This is a genomic window from Microbispora sp. H10830 (genome assembly GCF_014161375.1).
Classification (GTDB): Bacteria; Actinomycetota; Actinomycetes; order Streptosporangiales; family Streptosporangiaceae; genus Microbispora; species Microbispora catharanthi.
In genome coordinates, this window is sequence record NZ_JABBWX010000036.1 from 1 (window position 1) to 23917 (window position 23917).

General features: G+C 70.7%; 22 protein-coding genes and 1 pseudogene. 17 read left to right on the forward strand and 6 right to left on the reverse strand.

Features of this window, described 5'->3' with window-relative positions; genetic code table 11:
* The 5 genes and pseudogenes from HHX35_RS41970 to HHX35_RS41990 form a co-directional block, all read left to right on the forward strand.
* Window positions 1–382: pseudogene (locus tag HHX35_RS41970) on the forward strand (ATP-dependent Clp protease ATP-binding subunit); the annotation flags it as partial.
* A 9-nt stretch (window positions 383–391) separates the two neighbouring features.
* Window positions 392–976 carry a hypothetical protein gene (locus tag HHX35_RS41975; protein ID WP_182904178.1) on the forward strand — a complete coding sequence of 195 codons (585 nt, stop codon included), beginning with the start codon at window positions 392–394 and terminating at the stop codon, window positions 974–976.
* Window positions 977–1134: 158 nt separating this feature from the next.
* Window positions 1135–2220, forward strand: a complete 1086-nt coding sequence (locus HHX35_RS41980) for an S-(hydroxymethyl)mycothiol dehydrogenase (protein WP_182904179.1) — start codon at window positions 1135–1137, stop codon at window positions 2218–2220.
* Between the two features lie 74 nt (window positions 2221–2294).
* On the forward strand, window positions 2295–3416 hold the full coding sequence (locus tag HHX35_RS41985; RefSeq protein WP_182904180.1) for an aromatic ring-hydroxylating dioxygenase subunit alpha: 1122 nt from the start codon (window positions 2295–2297) through the stop codon (window positions 3414–3416).
* Between the two features lie 18 nt (window positions 3417–3434).
* Complete coding sequence (locus tag HHX35_RS41990) at window positions 3435–5756, forward strand: FdhF/YdeP family oxidoreductase (protein WP_182904181.1); 2322 nt, start codon at window positions 3435–3437, stop codon at window positions 5754–5756.
* Here HHX35_RS41990 and HHX35_RS41995 read toward each other — a convergent pair.
* Window positions 5734–6522, reverse strand: a complete 789-nt coding sequence (locus HHX35_RS41995; protein WP_220506536.1) for an IclR family transcriptional regulator — start codon at window positions 6520–6522, stop codon at window positions 5734–5736. The genes HHX35_RS41990 and HHX35_RS41995 overlap by 23 nt on opposite strands.
* Before the next feature lie 80 nt (window positions 6523–6602).
* On the opposite strand from HHX35_RS41995, the gene HHX35_RS42000 reads away from it, so the two are divergent.
* A complete protein-coding gene (locus HHX35_RS42000) occupies window positions 6603–6752 on the forward strand; it encodes a hypothetical protein (protein ID WP_182904182.1) in 150 nt (49 codons plus the stop codon).
* A gap of 129 nt (window positions 6753–6881) precedes the next feature.
* Here HHX35_RS42000 and HHX35_RS42005 read toward each other — a convergent pair whose 3' ends face one another.
* Together HHX35_RS42005 and purU are read right to left on the reverse strand one after the other, a co-directional pair.
* Window positions 6882–7274, reverse strand: coding sequence for a hypothetical protein (locus HHX35_RS42005; protein WP_182904183.1), 393 nt, complete (start codon window positions 7272–7274; stop codon window positions 6882–6884).
* Between the two features lie 170 nt (window positions 7275–7444).
* Complete coding sequence (gene purU, locus HHX35_RS42010) at window positions 7445–8311, reverse strand: formyltetrahydrofolate deformylase (RefSeq protein ID WP_182904184.1); 867 nt, start codon at window positions 8309–8311, stop codon at window positions 7445–7447.
* 109 nt (window positions 8312–8420) lie between these two features.
* Between purU and HHX35_RS42015 the strand changes: the two genes are divergently transcribed.
* The 10 genes from HHX35_RS42015 (at window position 8421) to HHX35_RS42055 (ending at window position 19464) form a co-directional block, all read left to right on the forward strand.
* Window positions 8421–9203, forward strand: coding sequence for an IclR family transcriptional regulator (locus HHX35_RS42015; RefSeq protein ID WP_182904185.1), 783 nt, complete (start codon window positions 8421–8423; stop codon window positions 9201–9203).
* Window positions 9204–9270: 67 nt separating this feature from the next.
* Window positions 9271–9501, forward strand: a complete 231-nt coding sequence (locus HHX35_RS42020) for a hypothetical protein (protein ID WP_182904186.1) — start codon at window positions 9271–9273, stop codon at window positions 9499–9501.
* 163 nt (window positions 9502–9664) lie between these two features.
* Window positions 9665–12103, forward strand: a complete 2439-nt coding sequence (locus tag HHX35_RS42025; protein WP_182904187.1) for an FAD-dependent oxidoreductase — start codon at window positions 9665–9667, stop codon at window positions 12101–12103.
* Between the two features lie 23 nt (window positions 12104–12126).
* Window positions 12127–13404 (forward strand): serine hydroxymethyltransferase, encoded by a 1278-nt coding sequence (gene glyA, locus HHX35_RS42030; protein ID WP_310739683.1) that lies wholly within the window; start codon window positions 12127–12129, stop codon window positions 13402–13404.
* The gene (locus HHX35_RS42035; protein ID WP_182904188.1) at window positions 13401–14648 is read left to right on the forward strand and encodes a sarcosine oxidase subunit beta family protein; all 1248 of its coding nucleotides are present in this window, start codon (window positions 13401–13403) and stop codon (window positions 14646–14648) included. The genes glyA and HHX35_RS42035 overlap by 4 nt, the downstream gene beginning before the upstream one ends.
* 16 nt (window positions 14649–14664) lie before the next feature.
* Complete coding sequence (locus tag HHX35_RS42975; RefSeq protein WP_220506537.1) at window positions 14665–14943, forward strand: sarcosine oxidase subunit delta; 279 nt, start codon at window positions 14665–14667, stop codon at window positions 14941–14943.
* On the forward strand, window positions 14940–17780 hold the full coding sequence (locus HHX35_RS42040; protein ID WP_220506538.1) for a 2Fe-2S iron-sulfur cluster-binding protein: 2841 nt from the start codon (window positions 14940–14942) through the stop codon (window positions 17778–17780). Before HHX35_RS42975 ends, HHX35_RS42040 begins: the two co-directional genes overlap by 4 nt.
* The gene (locus tag HHX35_RS42045) at window positions 17773–18375 is read left to right on the forward strand and encodes a sarcosine oxidase subunit gamma (protein WP_182904189.1); all 603 of its coding nucleotides are present in this window, start codon (window positions 17773–17775) and stop codon (window positions 18373–18375) included. The genes HHX35_RS42040 and HHX35_RS42045 overlap by 8 nt, the downstream gene beginning before the upstream one ends.
* Window positions 18376–18527: 152 nt before the next feature.
* Entirely contained in the window at window positions 18528–18941 is a 414-nt protein-coding gene (panD, locus tag HHX35_RS42050) for an aspartate 1-decarboxylase (protein WP_182904190.1), read from the forward strand.
* A gap of 55 nt (window positions 18942–18996) precedes the next feature.
* Complete coding sequence (locus tag HHX35_RS42055) at window positions 18997–19464, forward strand: type II toxin-antitoxin system Phd/YefM family antitoxin (protein WP_182904191.1); 468 nt, start codon at window positions 18997–18999, stop codon at window positions 19462–19464.
* Window positions 19465–19636: 172 nt separating this feature from the next.
* Here HHX35_RS42055 and HHX35_RS42060 read toward each other — a convergent pair whose 3' ends face one another.
* Window positions 19637–20629 (reverse strand): hypothetical protein, encoded by a 993-nt coding sequence (locus HHX35_RS42060; protein ID WP_182904192.1) that lies wholly within the window; start codon window positions 20627–20629, stop codon window positions 19637–19639.
* Window positions 20630–21093: 464 nt separating this feature from the next.
* Between HHX35_RS42060 and HHX35_RS42065 the strand changes: the two genes are divergently transcribed.
* Window positions 21094–22134, forward strand: a complete 1041-nt coding sequence (locus HHX35_RS42065) for a serine protease (protein WP_182904193.1) — start codon at window positions 21094–21096, stop codon at window positions 22132–22134.
* 264 nt (window positions 22135–22398) lie between these two features.
* Here HHX35_RS42065 and HHX35_RS42070 read toward each other — a convergent pair whose 3' ends face one another.
* Window positions 22399–23175, reverse strand: a complete 777-nt coding sequence (locus tag HHX35_RS42070; RefSeq protein WP_182904194.1) for a ribonuclease HII — start codon at window positions 23173–23175, stop codon at window positions 22399–22401.
* Between the two features lie 194 nt (window positions 23176–23369).
* Window positions 23370–23917: PP2C family protein-serine/threonine phosphatase (locus tag HHX35_RS42075; protein WP_182904195.1), on the reverse strand; the 548-nt coding region annotated here is incomplete at its 5' end.

Sequence of the window (23917 nt, forward strand, 5' to 3'; positions counted from 1 at the left end):
GTTCCTCAACCGCGTCGACGACATCGTGGTCTTCCACCAGCTGACGCCCAAGGAGATCATCCAGATCGTGGACCTGATGCTCGCCCAGGTGGCCGAGCGGCTCAAGGACCGCGACATGGGCCTGGAGGTGTCTCCGGCGGCCAAGCAGGTGCTGGCCGACCGCGGGTACGACCCGGTGATGGGCGCCCGTCCGCTGCGCCGCACGATCCAGCGGGAGCTGGAGGACACGCTGTCGGAGAAGATCCTCTACGGCGAGCTGCGGCCGGGCCAGGTCGTCAAGATCGACATCGAGGGCGAAGGCGACGCCGCGAAGTTCACCTTCACCGGCGAGACCGCACCTGCCGCCGTCGCCGCGCCGACCACCACCGCGTCGAACGGCTGATCCCGGCGTATGGCCGGCCAGCAGGCGTTCTGGATCGACGGCCGATCCGACCGGGAGCGCGTCCGCTACAGCGGCGTCAGCCACTACTCCGAGCGCGTGTGGGAGAACATCGGCGAGTTCGAGGGAGCGTGGGGTGACATCGCCCCGGTCGCGTTCGCGTGCGCGGCCTGGCGGATCGCCACCCCACCCCTGACCTCGCCGGGGTTCGTGCGCTGGCACCGGCGGATCCTGTCCGCCTCCTGCGAGCGCAACACCTGGGACGGGTCGCTGACGGCGCGCGTCACGATCGTCTCTCCGCCGCCGGCCGCGCTGACGGTGTCGCGTGACTGGTGGCGCGACCGCGGCTGGCGGGACTGGCCGGAGATCTTCGGTCAGTTCGTCGAGCCCGCCGAGCAGGACCTCGCGAAGGTTCCCTATCTGCGTCCGACCCTGGTCGTGGACGCCCCGGTGCCGCTGGACGACCTGCCCGCCGCGCCGGACGGGCCCGCGCACGACCTGGCCGAGACGGCGCACCGCGCGCTCGCCGTCCTCGTACGCGAGCTGAACGACCTGCTCTCCCCGGTCGTCACCCAACTGGAGCAGGGCCTGCGTTGACCGGCACGGGCAGGTGGCCGCGCGCCGCCTGACCGCAGGGCGACAACTTACTTCGCCCCTTGACACTGACCCTGCACGGCCTCAATCTGTTGCGCATAGTGCTATGTGTTTCGTCTTGCACAACTATGCACGCTGACTGATCGAGGGAAAGAGAGACCATGGCGCACGAAGTCCGCGGGGTCGTCGCGAGGGGCAAGGGACAGCCGGTCAGCCTGGAGACCGTCGTCGTCCCCGACCCGGGCCCGGGTGAGGCGCTCGTGGCCGTGCAGGCCTGCGGGGTGTGCCACACCGACCTGCACTACCGCGAGGGCGGCATCAACGACGACTTCCCGTTCCTCCTCGGGCACGAGGCGGCCGGAGTGGTCGAGGCCGTCGGCGAGGGGGTGACCGACGTCGCCCCCGGCGACTTCGTGATCCTCAACTGGCGCGCGGTCTGCGGCGCCTGCCGCGCCTGCCTGCGCGGACGCCCGCAGTACTGCTTCGCCACCCACAACGCCACCCAGAAGATGACGCTGGCCGACGGCACCCCGCTGTCCCCGGCGCTCGGGATCGGCGCGTTCGCCGACAAGACGCTCGTCGCGGCCGGCCAGTGCACCAAGGTCGACCCGAGCGCGTCGCCGGTCGCGGTCGGCCTGCTCGGTTGCGGGATCATGGCGGGGCTCGGCGCGGCCATCAACACCGGCGGGGTGACCCGCGGCGACTCGGTCGCCGTCATCGGCTGCGGCGGCGTGGGCGACGCGGCCGTCGCGGGCGCGCACCTGGCCGGCGCGACCACGATCATCGCTGTGGACGTGGACGACACCAAGCTCGAATGGGCCCGCCGCTTCGGCGCCACGCACACAGTGAACTCCCGCGAGACCGACGCGGTGGAGGCCGTCCGCGAGCTGACCGGCGGGTTCGGCGCCGACGTCGTGATCGAGGCGGTCGGGCGTCCCGAGACGTACAAGCAGGCCTTCTACGCCCGCGACCTGGCCGGGACCGTCGTGCTCGTCGGCGTGCCGACGCCGGAGATGCAGCTCGAACTGCCGCTGCTCGACGTCTTCGGCCGCGGCGGCGCGCTCAAGTCCTCCTGGTACGGCGACTGCCTGCCCAGCCGCGACTTCCCCATGCTCGTGTCTCTCTACCAGCAGGGCAGGCTCGACCTGGACGCGTTCGTCACCGAGACGATCGCGCTCGAGGACGTCGAGGCGGCCTTCGAGAAGATGCACCGCGGCGAGGTGCTGCGCTCCGTCGTGGTGCTCTGACCGGCTTCCCCCTGACCATCTCAGATCCGCGACGCGCTACGCACGATCACTGTGCACGACCACCAGGAGCCCTAGTGAGCACCACGAGCCTGCCTCCCAGCCTGATTGCCACGCTGCCGGGCGAGCACTACACCGATCCCCAGGTCTTCGCGTTGGAGCAGAAGCGCATCTTCGAGTCGATGTGGTTCTGTGCGGTCCGGGCCGCCGACCTGCCCAAGCCCGGAGCGTTCAGGACCGTCCAGGTCGGCACGGAGAGCATCCTGATCACGCGGGCGCGGGACAACTCGATCCGCGCGTTCTACAACGTCTGCCGCCACCGCGGCGCCCGGATCTGCACGGAGGATTCCGGCGAGGTCAAGCGGGCCTTCCAGTGCCCGTACCACGCCTGGACGTACGACCTGGAGGGCAAGCTCATCGCCGCCCCCAACCTCACCAAGATGCCCGACCTCGACCGGGTCGAATACGGCCTCGTCAACGTTGCGGTGCGGGAGTGGCTCGGCTACGTGTGGGTGTGCCTGGCCGACGAGCCGCCCTCGTTCGAGGACACCGTGCTCGGCGAGGTGCGCACGCGTCTCGGCGACGTGGCCTCTCTCGACAACTACGACGTCGCCAACCTGGCGCTCGGCCGCCGGATCGTGTACGACGTGAAGGCGAACTGGAAGCTCATCGTCGAGAACTTCATGGAGTGCTACCACTGCGCGACCATCCACCCCGAGCTGACCGAGGTGCTGCCGGAGTTCGCCGACGGCTACGCGGCGCAGTACTACGTGGGCCACGGCGCGCTGTTCGGCGAGGACATCCAGGGGTTCACGGTCGACGGCTCCGAGGGGCTCGACCGCATCCCGACCATCAGCGAGGATCAGGACCGGCGCTACTACGCGATCACGATCAAGCCGCAGGTGTTCGTCAACATGGTGCCCGACCATGTGATCATCCACCGGATGTTCCCGCTGGCGGTCGACCGTACGGTGGTGGAGTGCGACTGGCTCTACCTGCCGGAGGTCGTGGCCTCGGGCAAGGACATCAGCCGATCGGTGGAGCTGTTCCACCGGGTCAACGAGCAGGACTTCGACGCCTGCGAGCGCACCCAGCCCTCGATGAGCTCGCGCACGTACGCCAAGGGCGGCGTGCTGGTCCCGAGCGAGCACCACATCGGCCTGTTCCATGATTGGGTTCGTGGCAAGCTCGGCGAGTGACTTCGAAGGAGATGCGGCGTGACACGTGAGGCGCCTCGGGAGGACGTGGGAGACGAACGTCTGGAGATCGGCTCGCCCAAGACCTGGGCGGGCGGGGTCCCGGCGGTCGGCCACGCGCTCGGCACGGCATACCGGCAGATGGGCGCGGGGCGGACCGTGCTGACCCTGCTGCGGGTCAACCAGAAGTCCGGCTTCGACTGCCCGGGATGCGCCTGGCCCGAGGGCGACGGCCACCGCAGTCCCGCCGAGTTCTGCGAGAACGGCGCGAAGGCGGTGGCCGAGGAGGCGACGGTCCGCAGGGTCACCCGCGACTTCTTCGCGGAGCATCCGGTGAACGAACTGGCCCGGCGCAGCGACTACTGGCTGGGCCAGCAGGGCCGGCTCACCGAGCCGATGTACAAGCCGGCGGGCTCGGACCGCTACGAGCCGATCTCGTGGGAGGACGCCTTCGGCGTCGTCGCGCGCGAACTGCGCGCGCTCGACCACTCCGGTCAGGCCGTCTTCTACACCTCCGGCCGCACCTCGAACGAGGCCGCCTTCGCCTACCAGCTTCTCGTCCGCCGTTTCGGCACCAACAACCTGCCCGACTGCTCCAACATGTGCCACGAGTCGAGCGGCTCGGCGCTGACCGAGACGCTCGGTATCGGCAAGGGCACGGTGCTGCTGGAGGACCTGCACCGGGCCGACCTCGTCTTCGTGGTCGGTCAGAACCCCGGCACCAACCACCCGCGCATGCTCACCGCGCTGGAGCGGGCCAAACGCAACGGCGCCCGGATCGTGGCGGTCAACCCGCTGCCGGAGGCGGGGCTGATGCGCTTCCGCAACCCGCAGCGGCTGTCCGGAGTCGTGGGCGGCGGCACGGCGCTGTCCGACCGGTTCCTGCAGATCCGCCTCGGCGGCGACCTGGCGCTGTTCCAGGCGCTGTCGCTGCTCCTGCTGGAGGCCGAGGACGCCGCGCCCGGCACGGTGGTGGACCGCGAGTTCGTCGAGGCGCACACGCACGGCTTCGACGCCTGGGACCGGCACGTACGCGGGCTCGATTGGGCCGAGGTGCTGGAGGCGACCGGACTGACCCGCGCCGAGATCGAGGAGACGGCCCGCGACGTGCTGGCCGCCCGCTCGGTCGTGGTCTGCTGGGCGATGGGCCTCACCCAGCACCGCAAGTCGGTCCCGACGATCAGGGAGATCGTCAACTTCCTGCTGCTGCGCGGCAATGTCGGACGGCCAGGCGCGGGCGTGTGTCCCGTACGCGGGCACTCCAACGTGCAGGGCGACCGGACGATGGGCATCTACGAGAAGCCCAAGCCGGAGTTCCTCGATGCGTTGGAGAAGGAGTTCGGCTTCCCGCCGCCGCGCGAGCACGGCCACGACACCGTGGAGGCCATCCGCGCCATGCGCGACGGGGACGCCAGGGTGTTCTTCGCCATGGGCGGCAACTTCGTCTCCGCGACGCCGGACACCGCCGCGACGGAGGCGGCCCTGCGGCGCTGCCGGCTCACCGTGCAGGTGTCGACCAAGCTGAACCGGTCGCACGCCGTGTGCGGCGAGCAGGCGCTCATCCTGCCCACGCTCGGCCGCACCGAGCGGGACGTCCAGGCCGGTGGCGAGCAGTTCGTCACGGTCGAGGACTCGATGGGCGCGGTGCACGCCTCGCGCGGGCGGCTGCGCCCGGCGTCGGACGCGCTGCTGTCCGAGGTGGCCATCGTGTGCCGGCTGGCCCGTGAGCTGCTCGGCGACGACCCGCACGTGCCGTGGGCCGAGTTCGAGGCCGGGTACGACGCGATCAGGGAGCGCATCGAGCGGGTGGTGCCCGGGTTCGGCGACTTCAACGCGAGGGTGCGCAGGCCGGACGGTTTCCTGCTGCCGAACGCGCCGCGCGACGAGCGCCGCTTCCCCACGGCCACGGGGAAGGCGAACTTCACGGTCAACCCGCTGGAGGTGCTGCGCGTGCCCCCGGGCCGCCTCCTGCTGCAGACCGTGCGCAGCCACGACCAGTACAACACCACGATCTACGGGCTGAACGACCGCTACCGTGGCGTCACCAACGGGCGGCGGGTGGTGTTCGTCCACGCCGACGACCTGGCCGAGCGCGGTCTCGCCGACGGCGACATGCTCGACCTCATCAGCGAGTGGCCGGACGGCGAGCGCGTGGCCGAGGGGTTCCGGGCCGTCGCCTATCCGACGGCGCGAGGCTGCTGCGCGGCCTACTTCCCGGAGACCAACGTGCTTGTGCCCCTGGACTCGGTGGCGGAGACGTCGAACACGCCCACGTCCAAGAGCGTCGTCGTACGGCTGCGCCGCGCCGCCGAGGCGACGGCTATCCGCCGAGGCGGTGACTGATCTCCTCGGCTCCCTTGACGAGGACGGGGGCCAGCTCGCGCATGCGGCTCTCGCTGAACCTGTAAGCGGGCCCTGACGCGCTGACCGCCGCCACGACCTCTCCGCCGAAGGAGCGGACGGGGGCGGCGAGCGCGTTCAGGCCCACCTCCAGCTCCTCGCGAGTCAGTGCGTAGCCGCGCTCGCGCACCTCCGCCAGCTCGCGCTCCAGGTCCTCCACCGAGGTCACCGTGTTCGGCGTGTAGCGCTGGAGGCCGGAGACGCGCAGCAGGTCGTCGCGGCGCTGCCGGTCCACGTACGCCAGCAGGACCTTGCCGCTCGACGTCGCGTGCAGGGGCGTGAGCTGACCCACCCAGTTGTAGGCGGTGACGGCGGAAGGGCCGCGCACCTGGTCGAGGTTGACCGCGTAGTGCGAACGCAGGACGGCGATGTTCACCGTCTCGCCGATCTCCTCCGCCAGGCGCTGGCAGACGGGCCTGCTCTGCTGGGTGACGTCCATCCGCAAGGCGACGCTGCCGGCGAGGCGGACGAGCCCGAAGCCGAGGCGATACTTGCCGCGGTCCTCGGTCTGCTCCACGAGCCCGCGGGCCTCCAGGGCGCCCAGCAGGCGGAACGCGGTCGACTTGTGGACCTCGATCTCGGCGGCGATCTCGGTGACCCCGGCCTCCCCACGACTGGCGAGAATCTCCATGATGCTGATCGCCCGGTCCACGGACTGCACGCCGCCGCCGTTGGCCTCGGGCCTGGCGGCGGAAGCGTCGTTGCTCATAGCGGGACTGTAGCGCGTGACGCAAACGCTGAGCTGGGGCGTCGTCGGCATTCCGCAGGGAGATCTTTCGTCGCGACTAGGTGCAGACGCTGCTGCGTCAGTGGCGGCTGCGCGCGATGGCCTACGCCCGTCCGGGTTACGAGGAGGCCGTCCAGGACGCGCTCCAGGGACGTACAGAGATGTTCACGCGCTATACGCCGCCCGAGTGGGATGGCCGGGCCTGGGTCTGAGGGGTGGTCTCGGCCTGTGCGGACGCTCGGCCGGGAAGACCCCGGCCGAGCGTCCCGGACGGACGCCGGTCCTGCTATACCGGGTTCGTTCCAAGTGCTCCGGCCTTCAATTCAGGCAGGGAAGCGTATTCAGTTCTTGGGTGCCAGGCAGAGCACATAGCCCGCCTTGCCCTCCTCGCCTTCCCAGAAAGTCTGGTCCGCCTTCGAGTAGGCCGAGCAGATCTTCCCGTCCTTGTCCGCGTCCCACTCCTGCTCCGTCTTGCCCTCGATGCGGCCTTCGACAGTGAGCGTGGCGGCCGGGTCGGTGCACGAGACGACCTTGAGCTCGTCGGCCGTGGCGCCGGACATGCAGTCGCCGGCCTTGGCGATCTCGGGAGCTCCGGTCAGCTGCTTGTACGCGAAGCCGCCACCGGCGAGAACGGCGGCGCCGACGGCATAGGCGACGAGGCGCTTACCGAAGACCTTGCCCGCGCCTGCGGCCTTCTGGCCGTATGTCGAGGGCTGCTGGGGGGTTTCCGTCATTATCTGTTCCTGTATAGGGACGACATGTGGAGGTATGAACTTACAGTGATCATGCGCCCCCTTCCATCTGAATTGTCATTTTGGGGCCGCATTGAGGTTCAGCGACTCACCGGTCGGGCGGAAAGCGAAAAGGCCCCGGCACGGCCATGCCGGGGCCGGTGGAAAGAGGTCTAGCGGAAGACGACGGTGCGGTCGCCGTTGAGGAGCACGCGGTTCTCGCTGTGCCAGCGTACGGCCCTGGCCAGCACCTGCGCCTCCACGTCGCGGCCCACGGTGACGAGTTCGCCCGGGTCGAGCGAGTGGTCCACGCGCGCCACGTCCTGCTCGATGATCGGTCCCTCGTCGAGGTCGGCGGTGACGTAGTGCGCGGTCGCGCCGATCAGCTTGACGCCGCGCTCGTGCGCCTGGTGGTACGGCTTGGCGCCCTTGAACCCCGGCAGGAACGAGTGGTGGATGTTGATCGCCCGGCCCTCCAGGCGCTTGCACATGTCGTCGCTCAGGATCTGCATGTAGCGGGCGAGCACGACCAGATCGGTGTCGAGCTCCTCGGCCAGCTCAAGGATGCGCTGCTCGGCCTCGGGCTTGGTGCCGGGCGTGACGGGCACATGGTGGAACGGCACGCCGTAGAACTCGGCCAGCGGTTCGAGGTCCCGGTGGTTGGAGACGATCGCGGGGATCTCGACGTTCAACGCGCCGACCCGCTGGCGGTAGAGCAGGTCGTTCACGCAGTGGCCGAACTTCGACACGAGCACGAGGGTCCTCGTCGGCGTCACGGCGTCCTTGAGCTGCCAGGTCATGTGGAAGGAGTCGCCGACGTAGGAGAAGCCGCGGCGCAGCTCCTCGATGTCGCCGCGGCCCTCGGGCACCGCGAAGTGGACCCGCATGAAGAAGTGGCCGTTCGTCCGGTCGTTGAACTCCTGGCTCTGCAGGATGTCGCCCGCGTGCTGGACGAGGAAGCCGCTCACCGCGTAGACGATCCCCGGCCGGTCGACGCAGGAGAACGTGAGGACGAACTCGCGACCCGGGCGAGCGGACATGGAGCCTCCTGTGTGCGCCATACGCAACATTGTGTCCTATACGCAACAGAGTGACCCGTCGGGTGGGACAGGTCAAGAGTCTGATGCGTTATTCGCGTAGAGTTGTGCAATGAGCAACGGCTCGGGTGACGGGGCGGCCGTACAGTCCGTCGACCGCGCGCTCACCATCCTGAAGTTGCTCGCCCGGGACGGCGAGCTCGGCGTCAGCGAGCTGGCGGCCAGCCTCGGCGTGCACAGGTCCACCGCGTTCCGCCTGGTGGCGACGCTGGAGAGCCACGATCTGGTCGAGCAGGACAACGACCGCGGCAGATATCGGCTCGGCGTGGGCGTGGTCAGGCTCGCCGGGGCGACCAGTGCGCGGCTCGACCTGGTGCGCGAGAGCCGCGCCGTCACGCCGGCGCTCGCCCGCGCGGTGGGGGAGACCGTCAACGTGGCCGTCCTCGCCGACCGGGAGGCCCTGTACGTCGACCAGGTCGCCGGGCCGTCGGCGCTCCAGCTCCACCACTGGGTGGGCCGGCGGATCCCCCTGCACGCCACGTCGAACGGCAAGGTGCTGCTCGCGCACGCGCCCGCCGCGCTGTGCGAGGAGGTGATCGCGGCCGGGCTGCCCGTTCTCGCCGTCCGGACCGTCGCCGACCCCGGCCGGCTGCGCGCGGAACTCGCCGAGGTGCGCCTCCGCGGGTACGCGACGGCGGTGGACGAACTGGAGGACGGCCTGAGCGCGGTCGCGGCGCCCGTCCTCGGCGTGGACGGCTCCGTCATCGCCTCGCTCAGCGCGTCCGGCCCGACCTTCCGGATGCCCGAAACGGCGATCGCCGCCGTGGCCGAGCAGGTCATGGCGGCAGCACGAGAGGTATCTGCCCGAATGGGATGGTTTGGGTCGGAAGTGTAGAAAAGGCGAAGAAGCCCCTGATCGGCGCCGTTCTTGCGTCCGACCTCGTGGTTCAGCCGGTGCGGCCGTGCTCGACGCCCTCGGCGCGGGCGGCCGCCGCGCCCGCGGCATCGTGCGGGGCGCCGACACCTACGGCACCGCTGCGGCGATCGCCGCCGAGAGTGCCTGCCGCCTGGTCGCCGAGCCGGCCAAGGCGGGGATCCACGCCCCCGCCTTGGCGTTCGACTCCCTGGACTTCCTTGAATATCCCGCCCGGCGCGGGATTCGCTGGAGCATTGAGGAGCAGCAGGTCGGCTGACGCTCGGATACCGCGCCGGGTCCGCGCCACTACGCTCCCGGCAGGGGCGTGGTTTTGTCCTGTTTTTGATGCTTGACACCCGCAATATGACGCGTCACGCTTGTTGCGTTAAACGCATAACGTTGCGAATTGCGCAACAAAATATGCAGCAACGGAGGTGGGTATGACGGGCCCGCGCGTCGTCATCATCGGAGCAGGCGTCGTCGGTGCGGCGCTCGCCGACGAACTGTCGGCCCGGGGCTGGACGGACGTCACCGTGGTCGACCAGGGCCCGGTGCCCGCGACCGGGGGCTCCTCCTCACACGCCCCGGGACTGGTCTTCCAGATCAACGGATCGAAGACGATGACCGAGATGGCGCGCTACACCGTCGAGAAGCTCTGTTCCCTCGACCTCGACGGCGAGCCCTGTTTCCTCCAGGTCGGCGGGCTCGAGGTCGCGACCAGCCCGGAACGGCTCGCCGAGCTGCACCGGCGGCACGGCTGGGCCACGTCCTGGGGCGTCGAGTCGCGCCTGCTCACCCCCGCCGAGTGCGCCGAGCACCACCCCCTGGTCGACCCCGATGCCGTGCTGGGTGGCCTGCTCATCCCCACCGACGGCCTCGCCAAGGCCGTACGCGCGGTCGACGCCCAGCTGAGGCGGGCGCGGTCGCGTGGCGTGCGGGTGCTGGAGCGGCACGAGGTGCTCGACGTGCGCACCGAGGACGGCCGGGTGGCGGGCGTGGTGACCGACCAGGGTGAGATTCCCGCCGACGTCGTGGTCTGCTGCGCCGGCATCTGGGGCCCGAAGGTCGCCGGGATGGTCGGCATGCCGCTGCCGCTGACCCCGCTCGCGCACCAGCTCGCCTGGACCGGCCAGGTGCCCGACCTCGCCGGACGCGAGGAGGAGGCGACGCTGCCGATCCTGCGGCACCAGGACGCCGACCTCTACTACCGCCAGCGGTTCGACGGCATCGGCATCGGCTACTACGGCCACCGGCCGATGCCGATCCGCCCGGAGGAACTGCTGTCCGTCGACGAGGCCGAGGTCATGCCGTCGGTGCTCACGTTCACCCCCGAGGACTTCGAGGACGCCTGGACCGAGACCCGGCGGCTGCTGCCCGGCACCCGCGCCGCGAAGATCGACGAGGGCATCAACGGGCTGTTCTCCTTCACGCAGGATCACATGCCCCTCATGGGCGAGTCCCCCGAGGTGAAGGGCTTCTGGGTGGCCGAGGCGGTCTGGGTGACCCACTCCGCGGGCGTCGGCAAGGCGATGGCCGAGTGGCTGGTCGACGGTCACTGCTCGTCGTTTGATTTGCACGAGTGCGACGTCAACCGGTTCGAGCCGCACCAGCTCGCGCCCGAGTATGTGCTGGCCCGCGACTGCCAGAACTTCGTCGAGGTCTACGACATCATCCACCCGCTCCAGCCGATGGAGGAGCCGCGGCCGGTGCGCCTCAGCCCCTTCCACACCCGGCAGCGTGAGCTGGACGCCTTCTTCCTGGAGGCCGTCGGCTACGAGCGGCCGCAGTGGTACGGCGCCAACGCCCGCCTACTGGAGGGCCGCGACATCCCCGCGCCCAACGAGTGGGCGGCGCGCTACTGGTCGCCGATCGTCGGCGCGGAGGCCCAGGCGTCCCGCGAGTCCGTCGCGCTGTACGACATGACGGCGCTGAAGCGGCTGGAGGTCGCGGGTCCCGGCGCCCTCGCCTTCCTCCAGCGGCTGACGACCGGCCAGATGGACAAGTCGGTCGGCTCGGTGACCTACTGCCTGCTGCTCGACGAGGACGGCGGCATCCGCAGCGACGTGACCGTCGCCCGGCTGGGCCGCGACGTGTTCCAGGTCGGCGCCAACGGCAACCTCGACCTCGACTGGTTCCACCGCCACCTGCCCGCGGACGGCTCGGTCATGGTCCGCGACATCACGGCGGGCACCTGCTGCCTCGGCGTCTGGGGCCCTCGCGCCCGCGACCTCGTCCAGCCGCTGACCGACGCCGACTTCTCCAACCAGGGCTTCCGCTACTTCCGGGCGAAGAAGGCGTACATCGGCACCGTGCCGGTCACCGCACTGCGGCTGTCGTACATCGGCGAGCTGGGCTGGGAGCTCTACACCACCGCCGACCTGGGCGCCAAGCTGTGGGACACGCTCTGGGAGGCCGGGCAGCGGCACGGCATCCTCGCCGGTGGGCGCGGCGCCTTCGCGAGCCTGCGGCTGGAGAAGGGCTACCGGTCCTTCGGCACCGACATGACTTTCGAGCACGACCCGTACGAGGCCGGGCTCGGGTTCGCGGTGAAGACGGACAAGGGCGACTTCATCGGCCGCGAGGCGCTGGAGCGGCGCAAGGAGAACGTGCGCCGCCGCCTCACCTGCCTGACCGTCGACGACCCCACGCAGGTGGTCATGGGCAGGGAGCCGGTCTACGACGGCGACATGAGCGTCGGCTACGTCACCAGCGCGGCCTTCGGCTACACGATCGGCAAGGGCATCGCCTACGCCTGGCTGCCCGCCGAGCTCGCGACCCCGGGACGGACGCTGGAGATCGGCTACTTCGATCGGCGGGTGACCGCCGTGGTCGCCGAGGAGCCCCTGTTCGACCCCGCCATGGAACGGCTGCGCAGCTAGTGGCACCCGAAAGGACTGAAGAAGTGCACGAATCGGTGCTGAACGCGCCGCTCGCCGAGGCCGACCCGGAGGTCGCGGCGGCGATCGGCGCGGAGACGGAACGCCAGAGGTCCACGCTGGAGATGATCGCGTCGGAGAACTTCGCGCCCGTCTCCGTCATGCAGGCCCAGGGGTCGGTGCTGACGAACAAGTACGCCGAGGGCTACCCGGGCAGGCGCTACTACGGCGGCTGCGAGCACGTCGACGTGATCGAGCGGCTGGCGATCGACCGGGTCAAGGCGCTGTTCGGCGCGGAGGCCGCCAACGTGCAGCCCCACTCGGGAGCGCAGGCCAACGCGGCGGCCATGTCCGCGCTGCTGGAGCCGGGCGACACGATCCTCGGTCTCGATCTCGCGCACGGCGGCCACCTCACCCACGGCATGCGGATCAACTTCTCCGGCCGGCTCTACAACGTCGTGGCCTACCACGTCCGTGAGAGCGACAGCCTCGTGGACATGGAGGAGGTCGAGCGGCTCGCCCGCGAGCACCGGCCCAAGCTGATCATCGCGGGCTGGTCGGCCTACCCGCGCCACCTCGACTTCGCCGCCTTCCGGCGCATCGCCGACGAGGTCGGGGCCTACCTGATGGTCGACATGGCGCACTTCGCCGGGCTGGTCGCGGCGGGGCTGCACCCGTCGCCCGTCCCGCACGCGCACGTCGTCACCACGACCACCCACAAGACGCTCGGCGGGCCCAGGGGCGGCGTGATCCTGTCCACCGAGGACCTGGCCAAGAAGATCAACTCGTCGGTGTTCCCGGGCCAGCAGGGCGGCCCTCTGGAGCACGTCATCGCGGCCAAGGCCGTCGCGTTCAAGATCGCGGCGGGCGAGTGGTTCCGCGACCGGCAGCGCCGCACGCTGGAGGGCGCGCGGATCCTCGCCGACCGGCTGCTCGCCCCCGACGCCGCCGAGGCGGGCGTACGGGTGCTGTCCGGCGGGACCGACGTCCACCTGGTGCTGGTGGACCTGCGTGAATCCGAGCTGGACGGCCGTCAGGCCGAGGACCGGCTCCACGAGGCCGGGATCACGGTCAACCGCAACGCGGTGCCGTTCGACCCCCGGCCCCCGATGGTCACCTCGGGGCTGCGGATCGGCACCCCTGCCCTGGCCACCCGAGGCTTCGCCCGCCCTGAGTTCGAGGAGGTCTCCGACGTGATCGCCCAGGCGCTGTGTCCCGGCGCGGACCTGACGGCGCTGCGCGCCCGGGTCGAGGCCCTCGCCGCCAAGCACCCCCTCTACCCGGGTATCGGGGAGGCCCGATGAGCCCCGGCACTCGGGGGCACAGGACGCCGGGCGCCGACCTGCCCGACCATCCCGACCGGCTGTGGCGCTCGGCCGAGCCGAAGCGCGCGTACGACGTGGTGATCGTCGGCGGCGGCGGCCACGGCCTGGCCACGGCCTACTACCTGGCCAAGAACCACGGGATCACCGACGTCGCGGTGCTGGAGCGCGGCTGGCTCGCGGGCGGGAACATGGCCCGCAACACCACGATCATCCGGTCGAACTACCTGTGGGACGAGAGCGCGGGCATCTACGAGCACGCGCTGAAGCTGTGGGAGGGGCTGGAGGAGGACCTCGGCTACCCGCTGCTGTTCAGCCAGCGCGGCGTGCTCAACCTCGCGCACAGCCTGCAGGACGTGCGTGACAGCGTGCGCCGGGTCAACGCCAACCGGCTCAACGGCGTGGACGCCGAGTGGCTGACGCCGGAGCAGGTCAAGGAGGTCTGCCCGATCGTCGACATCTCACCCGACGTGCGCTACCCGGTGCTCGGCGGCACTTACCAGCCCCGGGCCGGCATCGCCAAGCACGACTACGTGGCGTGGGGCTTCGCGAAGGCGGCGGCCGACCTCGGGGTCGACATGATCGAGCACTGCGAGGTGACCGGCCTCGACGTGCGCGACGGCCGGGTGACCGGCGTCCGGACCACCCGCGGCCCGATCGCGGCCAAGAAGGTCGCGCTCGCCGCCGCCGGGCACTCCTCGGTCGTCGCCGGGTACGCGGGAGTGTCGCTGCCGCTGCAGAGCCACCCGCTGCAGGCGCTGGTGTCGGAGCTGCTGGAACCGGTGCACCCGACCGTGGTCATGTCCAACGCGGTCCACGTGTACGTGAGCCAGGCGCACAAGGGCGAGCTGGTCATGGGCGCGGGAATCGACGCGGCCAACTCCTACCGCCAGCGCGGCGCGTTCCACATCATCGAGCGGCAGATGGCGGCCGCGCTGGAGCTGTTCCCGGTCTTCGCCCGGGCGCACGTGCTGCGGACCTGGGGCGGCGTGGTGGACGTGACCCCCGACGCCTCGCCCGTCGTCGGCCTCACCCCCGTCGAGGACCTGTACGTCAACTGCGGCTGGGGCACCGGAGGGTTCAAGGCCACCCCGGGCGTCGGCTGGTGCTACGCCCACACCGTGGCCACCGGCGAGCCCCATCCGCTCAACGCCCCCTTCTCGCTCGACCGGTTCACCACCGGCAAGCTCGTCGACGAGCACGGCGCCGCCGCCGTCGCCCACTGATTGTCTCGGAGTGCCAATGCTGCTGATTCCCTGCCCGTGGTGCGGGCCGCGGGACGAGGCCGAGTTCCACTACGGGGGGCAGGCCCACGTCGCCTATCCGGAGGACCCGGCCGCCCTCTCCGACGAGGAGTGGGCCCGCTACCTGTTCTTCCGCGACAACCCCAAGGGCCTGTTCGCGGAGCGGTGGAGCCACACCGCCGGATGCCGCCGCTGGTTCAACGCCGTACGTGACACCGCCACCAACGAGATCCACGCCGTCTACCGGGCGGGCGAACCGCGGCCGGTGACCGCATGAGCGCACAACCGTACCGCCGCGAGGGGGCGAGCGGGCGAGTGCTGCGCTTCCGGTTCGACGGCCGGGAGTACGAGGGCCTGGAGGGCGACACGCTTGCCTCGGCCCTGCTCGCCAACGGCGTGCGCGCGGTGGCGAGCAGCGTCAAGCTCGGCCGCCCGCGCGGCGTGTACGCCGCGGGCTGCGAGGAGCCGAACGCGCTCGTCCAGATCGAGGAGCCCTTCCCCGAGCCCATGCTCCAGGCGACGACCGTCGAGCTGTACGACGGCCTGGTCGCCACGGGCCTGCCGGGACAGGGCAGGCTGGCCGACCGGCCCGACCCGGCGCGATACGACGCCGTGCACGCGCACTGCGACGTACTCGTGGTCGGCGCGGGACCGGCCGGCATCGCCGCCGCGGGCGTGGCCGCGCGGGCCGGCGCGCGGGTGATCCTCGCCGACGAGCGGCCCGAGCCGGGCGGCAGCCTGCTCGGCACGGCCGAGACGCTCGACGGCAGGCCGGGCCGTGAGTGGGCGGCCGAGGAGGCGGCCGCGCTGGCCGCCCTGCCGGAGGTGCGCGTGCTGCGCCGCACCACGGTCCTCGGCCACTACGACGACAACTACGTCATCGCGGTGGAACGCCGGACGAACCATCTGGGGGCCCATGCGCCCGCCGGCATGGCGCGCGAGCGCGTCTGGCGGATCCGGGCCAGGCGCGTGGTGCTGGCGACGGGCGGCCACGAGCGGTTCGTCGCCTTCGCCGGCAACGACCTGCCCGGCGTGATGCTGGCCGGCGCGGCCCGCACGTACGCGAACCACTACCGCGTTCTGCCCGGGCGCCGGGCGGTCGTGTTCACCACCAACGACAGCGCGTACGCCGCGGCGCTCGACCTCGCCGGCGCCGGCGTCGAGATCGCCGCGATCGCCGACGTGCGGCCGGCTCCCGGCGAGGCGTGGGCCGCCCGCTGCGCCGAGCGCGGCATCGAGGTCCTGACCGGCCACGTGGTGACCGCCGCGAAGGGCGAGGGCGAGGTCTCCTCGGTCGAGATCACTGCGCGTGCGGGTGGCGGCGTGCGGGAGGTCCCCGCCGACCTGCTGCTCGTGTCGGGCGGCTGGACGCCGGTGGTGCATCTGTTCAGCCAGGCCGGGGGCACGCTGCGGTACGACCAGGAGCTGGGCGCGTTCACGCCCGGCGAGACCCGTCAGGCGGTGGAGGCCGCCGGGTTCGCCAGGGGTGTCGGGGGCACGGGCGTCCGCACGCTGCGGGCCTGCCTGGAGGACGGCGCCGAGGCGGGCCGCCGCGCGCTGGCCGCCGCGGGCTTCGCCATGCCGGGCGAGACCGCTGTGCCGTCCGCCGAGGAGGAGCCCGCCGCCGCGCCCGCCGAGCACCTGTGGCTCGTCGAGGCCGACGATTACCGTGCGCACTTCGTGGACCTGCAGCGGGACGTCACCGTGGCGGAGGTCCTGCGCGCGACCGGCGCGGGGCTCACCTCGGTCGAGCACGTCAAGCGCTACACCACCGCCGGCACGGCCCACGACCAGGGCAAGACGTCCGGGCTGCTCACCGGCGGCGTCGTGGCGCACGCGCTCGGCGTCGACGTCGCCGAGCTGGGGACCACGACGTTCCGCGCGCCGTACGCGCCGGTGTCGTTCGCCGCGCTGGCGGGCCGCGACCGGGGACCGCTGCATGACCCGGTGCGCGTCACCGCTGTGCACGAGTGGCACGCTGCGCGCGGGGCGCTGTTCGAGAACGTGGGGCAGTGGAAGCGGCCCTGGTACTACCCGCGGCAGGGTGAGGACATGGAGGGCGCCGTGCTGCGCGAGTGCCGGGCGGCACGCGAGGACGTGGCCGCGATGGACGCCTCCACGCTCGGGAAGATCGACGTGGTCGGGCCCGACGCGGCCGTGTTCCTGGACCGGCTCTACACGAACATGATGAGCACGCTCAAGGTCGGCTCCATCCGCTACGGCGTGATGTGCCGTCCCGACGGCATGGTCTTCGACGACGGCACCGTCATCCGCCTGACGGACGACCGCTTCCTGGTCACCACGACCACCGGCAACGCGGCGGCGGTGCTCGACTGGATGGAGGAGTGGCTGCAGACCGAGTGGCCGGACCTGCGGGTCTGCTGCACCTCGGTCACCGAGCAGTGGGCGACCGTGGCGCTCGTCGGGCCGCGATCCCGCGAGGTGCTGGCGCGGCTCGCGCCCGGCCTCGCGGTGGACAACGACAGCTTCCCCTTCATGACGTGGCGGGACGCCGAGGTCGCGGGGATCGAGGCGCGGGTCTGCCGGATCAGCTTCTCCGGCGAGCTGGCCTACGAGATCAACGTGTCCTCCTGGTTCGGGCTCGCCCTGTGGGAGGCGGTCATGGCGTCCGGCGAGGTCACGCCGTACGGCACCGAGACCATGCACGTGCTGCGCGCCGAGAAGGGGTTCCCGATCGTCGGCCAGGACACCGACGGCACGGTCACCCCGCAGGACCTCGGCATGGAGTGGATCGTCTCGAAGAAGAAGCCCGACTTCGTCGGCAAGCGGTCCTTCGCCAGGGCGGACACCTCCCGGCCCGACCGCAAACACCTGGTCGGCCTGCTGCCCGAGGACCCCGGCGTGCTGCTGCCCGAGGGCGCCCACCTCGTGGAGACCTCGGCGCTGCCCGAGCCGCCGGTGCCCACGCTCGGCTTCGTCACCTCCAGCTACCGCAGCGCCGCGCTGGGCCGTACGTTCGCGCTCGCGCTGGTGAGCGGCGGGCGCGAGCGGATCGGCGAGCGGCTGTACGCGCCGGTCGGGGCGGACCTGGTGCCCGTCACCGTGACCTCCCACGTCCTGTACGACCCGGAAGGAGCGCGCCGCGATGGCTGATTCGGCGGCTGAGTCGACGGCTGAGCGCAGGAGTCCGGCCGCGGCGTTCGCGGCCAGGTTCGAGGCGGCGAGCGCGGGCGGCGGCCTGCGCCTGGCCGAGATTCCGTTCCTGACCCAGATCAACCTCCGGGTGGACCCCAAGAGCCCGGCGGCGGAGCGCATCGGGACGGCGATCGGCGTGCCGCTGCCGGTGGAGCCCGGCACCGCGGCGGGCGGCGGCGACCTGGAGGTGCTGTGGCTCGGGCCCGACGAGTGGCTGGTGCTCGGCCCCGACGGCGCCGGCCGCGGCCTGGTGGAGCGTCTCATCGAGGCGGCGGACGGCGAGCACGTCTCGGTCGTCGACGTGTCGGCCCAGCGCACCACCCTGGTGGTCGCCGGGGACCGGGCGCGGGATGTGCTGGCCCACGGCTGCGCGCTGGACCTGCACCCCCGCGTGTTCGGCCCCGGCCGGTGCGCCCAGACCACGCTGGCCAGGGCGGGAGTCGTCCTGGTCGCCGGTGAGGACGGCTTCCGCCTGCTGGTCCGCTCGTCCTTCGCGGGGTACGTCGCGGAGTGGCTGCTCGACGCGTCCGCCGAGTACGTGGCCGGCGGATAAGCCGCTGCTCACGATCCGCATCGGCCCGTAGGGTTCGCATCTCGCCGGGCCGATGCGCGCCGTCGTGGAAGGCTGACGACCGGACATTTCTGGGCGTGACATACCATCGAGGACGCTCGTGAGGAGGGCCGTCCATACCCCGGTGGGAGATCATGTTCCGCACGCTGATGAAGTCGAAGATCCACCGCGCCACCGTCACGCAGGCCGATCTGCACTACGTCGGCTCGGTGACGATCGACGCGGACCTGATGGCCGAGGCCGACCTCGTCGAGGGTGAGAAGGTCGACATCGTCGACATCGACAACGGCAACCGGCTGTCCACGTACGTCATCGAGGGCCCGGCGGGCTCCGGGGTGATCGGCATCAACGGCGCCGCCGCCCGCCTCATCTCGGTCGGCGACCTCGTGATCATCATCGCGTACGCGCTGGTCGCCGAGGAGGAGGTCAAGGCGCTCAAGCCCCGCGTCGTCTTCGTCGACAAGGACAACAAGCCGCTGCACGTGGGCTCCGACCCCGCCGCCGTACCCGACGGCATGGGCCTGACCCCAGGCGACCACGTAGTGTAGGAGATCTATTACTCCTTGTGTGACCCCCGCACACGCCACGACCCACACTCGCGACATGAGTGAGAACGCGTTCGTGGTGCCGCTGGACGAGGCCGATGGACACCTGTCCGACGTCATCGCCGCCGCCACCCAGCGGCACACAATCGCCTATCTCACCGATCAGGGTCGCCGTGTCGCCGCGATCGTGCCGGCGGATGAAGCCTGGTACTGGACGCCCGGGTGGCAGTCGGCCGAGGCCGATGCCGATATCCGAGAGGGTCGGACCCGTTCTTTCGAGAACATGGACGACCTCTTCGCGGAGATAGACGCGCTCCGCGGAGAAGACCTTCGGTGGGATTCGAGCGCACGGCTGCCTTTCTCCGAGATGCGGCCCGGCTGTCTCCGGAGCACTACGCGATGTTCAGGGACGCCGTCCACAAGCACTTTCTCCCGGCATTGGAGCGGGGAGCACACACGGGCCGCGTTCCCTGGCCTGTGCGACTGCGTATCCACAAGCTCACCGGCACCCGGGTTTACTCGTTGACCTGGAACTTCGCCTCACCGGACGGCAGAGCGACGTTCGCGTTCGACACAACCGAGGACGGTTCTCTTCTACTCCGCCGGCGACGTATCGGCGATCACTCGATCTACGACCGCCCCTGACGCCGAATTCACGTCGGCGTCGTTCGCCTGACTATTTGAGGGTCGTGCTCCGGCTACTGCATGCTCACGCCGTGCGGGTGGTCGAACGAGACCGGGCAGGTGAAGATCCACAGTGCATATCCACGACCGATCGTGATCCCCGTGGGCTGCCATCGGTTCGGGTGCTCGTGGAACTCGCTCTCGGGCCTGGCGTCCTCCAGGGGCCGCCAGCTCTCGGTCCCGTCCCACTCTCCGCCGTCGACCTTCACCAGCAGGTCCATATCGGCTCCGCAGTCCTCGCAGAGCATCGGGTAGGGGTCGGTGAGGTTCCAGGCCGCGTAACCGCCCACCTTCCAGCCCGCGGCGATCGAGAGCTCGGAGAAGTAGTCGTAGCCACGTGACTCCTCCCAGATCCGGATCCGCTCCTCCAGATCGCCGGGAAGGAAGTCCTCGTAGGGGTACTCGACGACCTGCTCGGGATGCAGAACGCAGGGCACGGGCAGATACGTGTCGTACTCCATCACCTCGGGCTCGGGCTGTTCTGCGAGCAGGTCGGTCACGTCGGCCGAACGCCGCCAGCGCAGCACGAGCGAGGGACAGTAGTGGGGCCCGTGGTCGCGCGGACACCACAGGAGCTGGAGAACATCGGCACCGGGCGGTCCCGCCAGGCCGGACACGTCCCGCAGGTAGAGCTGGGCGACGGCCAGCATGGTGGCGGCGCTGTCAGGGTCGGCGTACTCCTCGTCGAGACGGTCGAGTTCGGCCCGTTCCTCAGGCGTGATGGCGAACCGCTCGCCCTTGCGGGTCCGGCCCCAGGCCGCGGAGAGGATGCGCCTGCGGTGCCGCTCGGCGTCCAGGCGGGTGAAGTCGCCCCCGTTCTCGTGCGACTCTTCGCACACCGGCCAGGGCTCGTCGGAGGGCCAGAGCAGGGGGCCGCCGATCGAGCTGTCGTGCACGCCGGGCGCTCCGGGCCGCGGATGAAGGCGTGTGGCCGTCCGGGCGAGCGGCGCGATCTCGGGAAAGACGGCGGCGATGTCGACAGGGCGCGGCGGAGTGGTCCGGGTCATGCCAGAGGAATCTATTGCGCCGCACCGACAGAGCGGACCGTCCCCGACTACTTGCTGCTCAAGCTGGCCAGCCGGTGCGACATCAATTGCGATTACTGCTACTGGTTCCGCGACTCGTCGGACGCGTCGGCCCCGATCTCCAGGCGGAGTTCAAGGACCACAGCCGGGTGCCGTTGCTGGAGGTGATCAGATGACCGGGCTGCTGCTGGCCGGGATCGAGGTGCGGAGCGACCCCTTCCTCCACGCCGCCGTCTCTCAGGTCTTCGCCGACGATCTCGCCGCCCACCGGCTCATGCCGGGCCACTGAAAATCACCGACATTCTGCGGCAAGTCGTGAAACTTTCTTCACAGGATTTGGGGGGACGTTATGATCTTCCGTCTTGTCGGCTGTGTTGATCAGCCGCCTGCTGTTCCTCACTGACGGGGGCCTTCGACGGTCCCCATGACCCAATGGGAGATCGACTATGAGACGCGCACTGGCGGCGTTGGGCATCGGCGTGGGTCTGCTGGGCTCCGCCGTCGTGTCCGCCCCGGCTCAGGCCGCGAGCGTGGTGACGGCCCCCTTGGCCTCGGACGTCTCGACCGCTCAGCAGGTCGCGGCGTTCTGGCTGGCCGATGGGGGAGCGAACCTGCAGAACGCCACGCCGTACGCCGTGCAGACCGTGGTCCACGCGGAACGCGTGTCCACCGGCGTCGTCGCGGACGGCAAGCCGGGCCTCGTCGGGGCGTCCCAGGACGTGCTCTCGAAGAAGGCGAAAACGCCCACGACCTCGGGCAAGGTGTTCTTCGTCGGTGCCGACGGTCAGCCGCACTGGTGCACGGCCACGGCCGTGCAGTCGTCCTATCGCAACGTCGTCGCCACGGCCGGTCACTGCGTGTACGACACCGAGCGCACCGGCGGGACGCTCGGCAAGTGGGTCTTCGTGCCCGGCTACTCCGGCGGCAAGACCCCGGGGGTCCTGTACGTCGGAAAACAGGCCTTCACCCACTACGACTTCGACGTGTACCGGGACTACGGCCGCGACGTCGCCTTCGTGAACGTGTACAACGGCGTTGTCCCGTCGTCCTCCGGCGGGTTGACCGACAGCGGGCGGCTGGGCGACAACGTCGGCGGGCAGGGCCTCGCCTACAACCAGCCGCCGGCTTCCTCGGTCGACGTCTTCGGCTACCCGGCCGGTCCCAACCCCGACGGAACCCGGCCCTACACGGGTGAGACCCTCGAACGGTCCACCGGATCGACGTTCGCCATGACGCTCCTCGACCTCCTCGCCAATCAGCCCGTCGGCGTCGACTCCCCGTTCACCGGTGAAGGCTCCCTCGGCTCCTCGTGGCTGTACCGCTACAGCGGCGACACCCGCACCGGTTACCTGAACGGCATCACGATCAGCGTCTCCGACACCGACGGCGACAACCGCTACGACACCAGCGTCTCCCCGTACTTCGACGGCGAGGTGCTGGCGGTCTACTCCGAAGCCGCCAAGCTCTACACGGGCTCGATCGCGTAGCCATCCCGGCACTACCCGCCCCTGTCGCGCCCGCCCATCCCCCGGGTGCGACGGGGGCCTTGTCTTCGCGCCGATCGCGGCCGCGGCCGACGTACGGCGCGAAGCACGCGCCGCGCGTCCGCCCCCGACCTGAGGGTGACTCTGGAGGACGCCGGCTGGGTGGACGCCCTCGGCCGGCGGCCCTGACCCTCTGCGCGACGGCGGGCCGGTCACGGTGGCGACGCTCTCGCCGGGCCATGCCGCGACCGGCCTGCCGCCGGCGCGTCAGAGGAGGGTCATCTGACCGGAGCCGGCGAGGGGGTCGCGGTGCTTGCGCAGGTGCCGCCACTGGGGGAGGTCGTCGAGGTACGACCACGAGAGCCGGTGGTGCGGGGTCGGCCCCATCTCCGCCAGCGCCTGCTGGTGGACGGGGGAGGGGTAGCCCGCGTTGGCGGCGAAGCCGTACGCCGGATGCTCCTCGCCGATCTCCGCCATCAGGCGGTCGCGGTGGACCTTGGCCAGGACCGACGCGGCGGCCACCGACACCGATCGCTGGTCGGCCTTGACCTCGCACCGCACCCGCCACGGCCGGCCGAGGAAATCGTGCGCGCCGTCGAGGAGCACCACGTCGGGCCGCAGCGGCAGGGCCTCCAGCGCCCGGCACGCGGCCCGGCGCAGCGCCTCGGTCATGCCGACCTCGTCGATCTCCTCCGGTCCGGTCTCGCCGTACGCGTGGCAGGTGAGCCAATCCGGCAGGACCGCCGCGAACGCCTCGCGCTGGGCCGGGCCGAGCAGTTTGGAATCGGTCAGCCGGACCGTGCGCTTCCCGCGTCCCGGCAGCTCGGGCGGCGGGCCGAAGGTGGTGACGGCCGCGCACACCACCGCCGGGCCCGCCCACGCGCCGCGGCCGACCTCGTCCACGCCCGCGATGTGGACCGCCCCCGCCGCACGCAGCTCGTCCTCGATCTCGTATCCGGCCGCCCGCCGCGAGGATGCGACGGGTCGTGCGGGTGCAGTGCGGGATTCGGCGCCGGGCTCAAGCCCGGGCAGAGCATCGGTCATTTCCGTATCTTCCCAGGCGCCATCGGCCTCCTTCGGCCGCTTTTCACAGCGCTTCGGCCGCCCGATGCGTGTCCGGGCATCCGTGTCCGGTCTTGCGCCGATGGGTGACTGTCACCTCCGGGGCGGACGGCCGGCGCGGGCAACTGCCCATAGGCCGGCCCGCGGGCGCCCGGTCACCATCCTCAAGGGGCGAGTTACGCTCCGTCATCCTGCGTGGAGGGAACTTTGATTGCGAGTATGGTGACGTCATCATCTTCTTCGTATTCTGACAACATCCGCTCAATAAGGAAATCAAGCAATATGTGCGGGCTTGTAACAACCTTTAGGGGTGCTTTTTCTACGACGCTGACAAGTTGCTCTAGTCCGGAATCCAGCCCGCGCTGTCGGTTCTGAACCAACCCGTTGGAGTAGAGCAACGCGGTGTAGCCCGGTGGCACATCCAGCTGGAAATCCTTTCGAACGGTCGGCCAGCCGAGCGGGGTGCCGGGCTCGGTGTCGCACAAGATGGCCCGGCCCTGAGGCGAGACGAGCAGCGGCGGCGGGTGACCGGCCAGCCCCAGCCGCCCTTCACCCGTGCCCGGCTGGACGACCATGTATGCCAGGGTGGTGACCTGTTCCTCCTCCTCGGTCGCCTCGAAGACGCGGTCGAGCCCCGTCAGCACCGCGGCCGGGGGCGGGTTGGTCAACGCGAGGGCCCGCATGGCGTTGCGGATCCGGCCCATGCCTGCGGCGGCCTTGACGC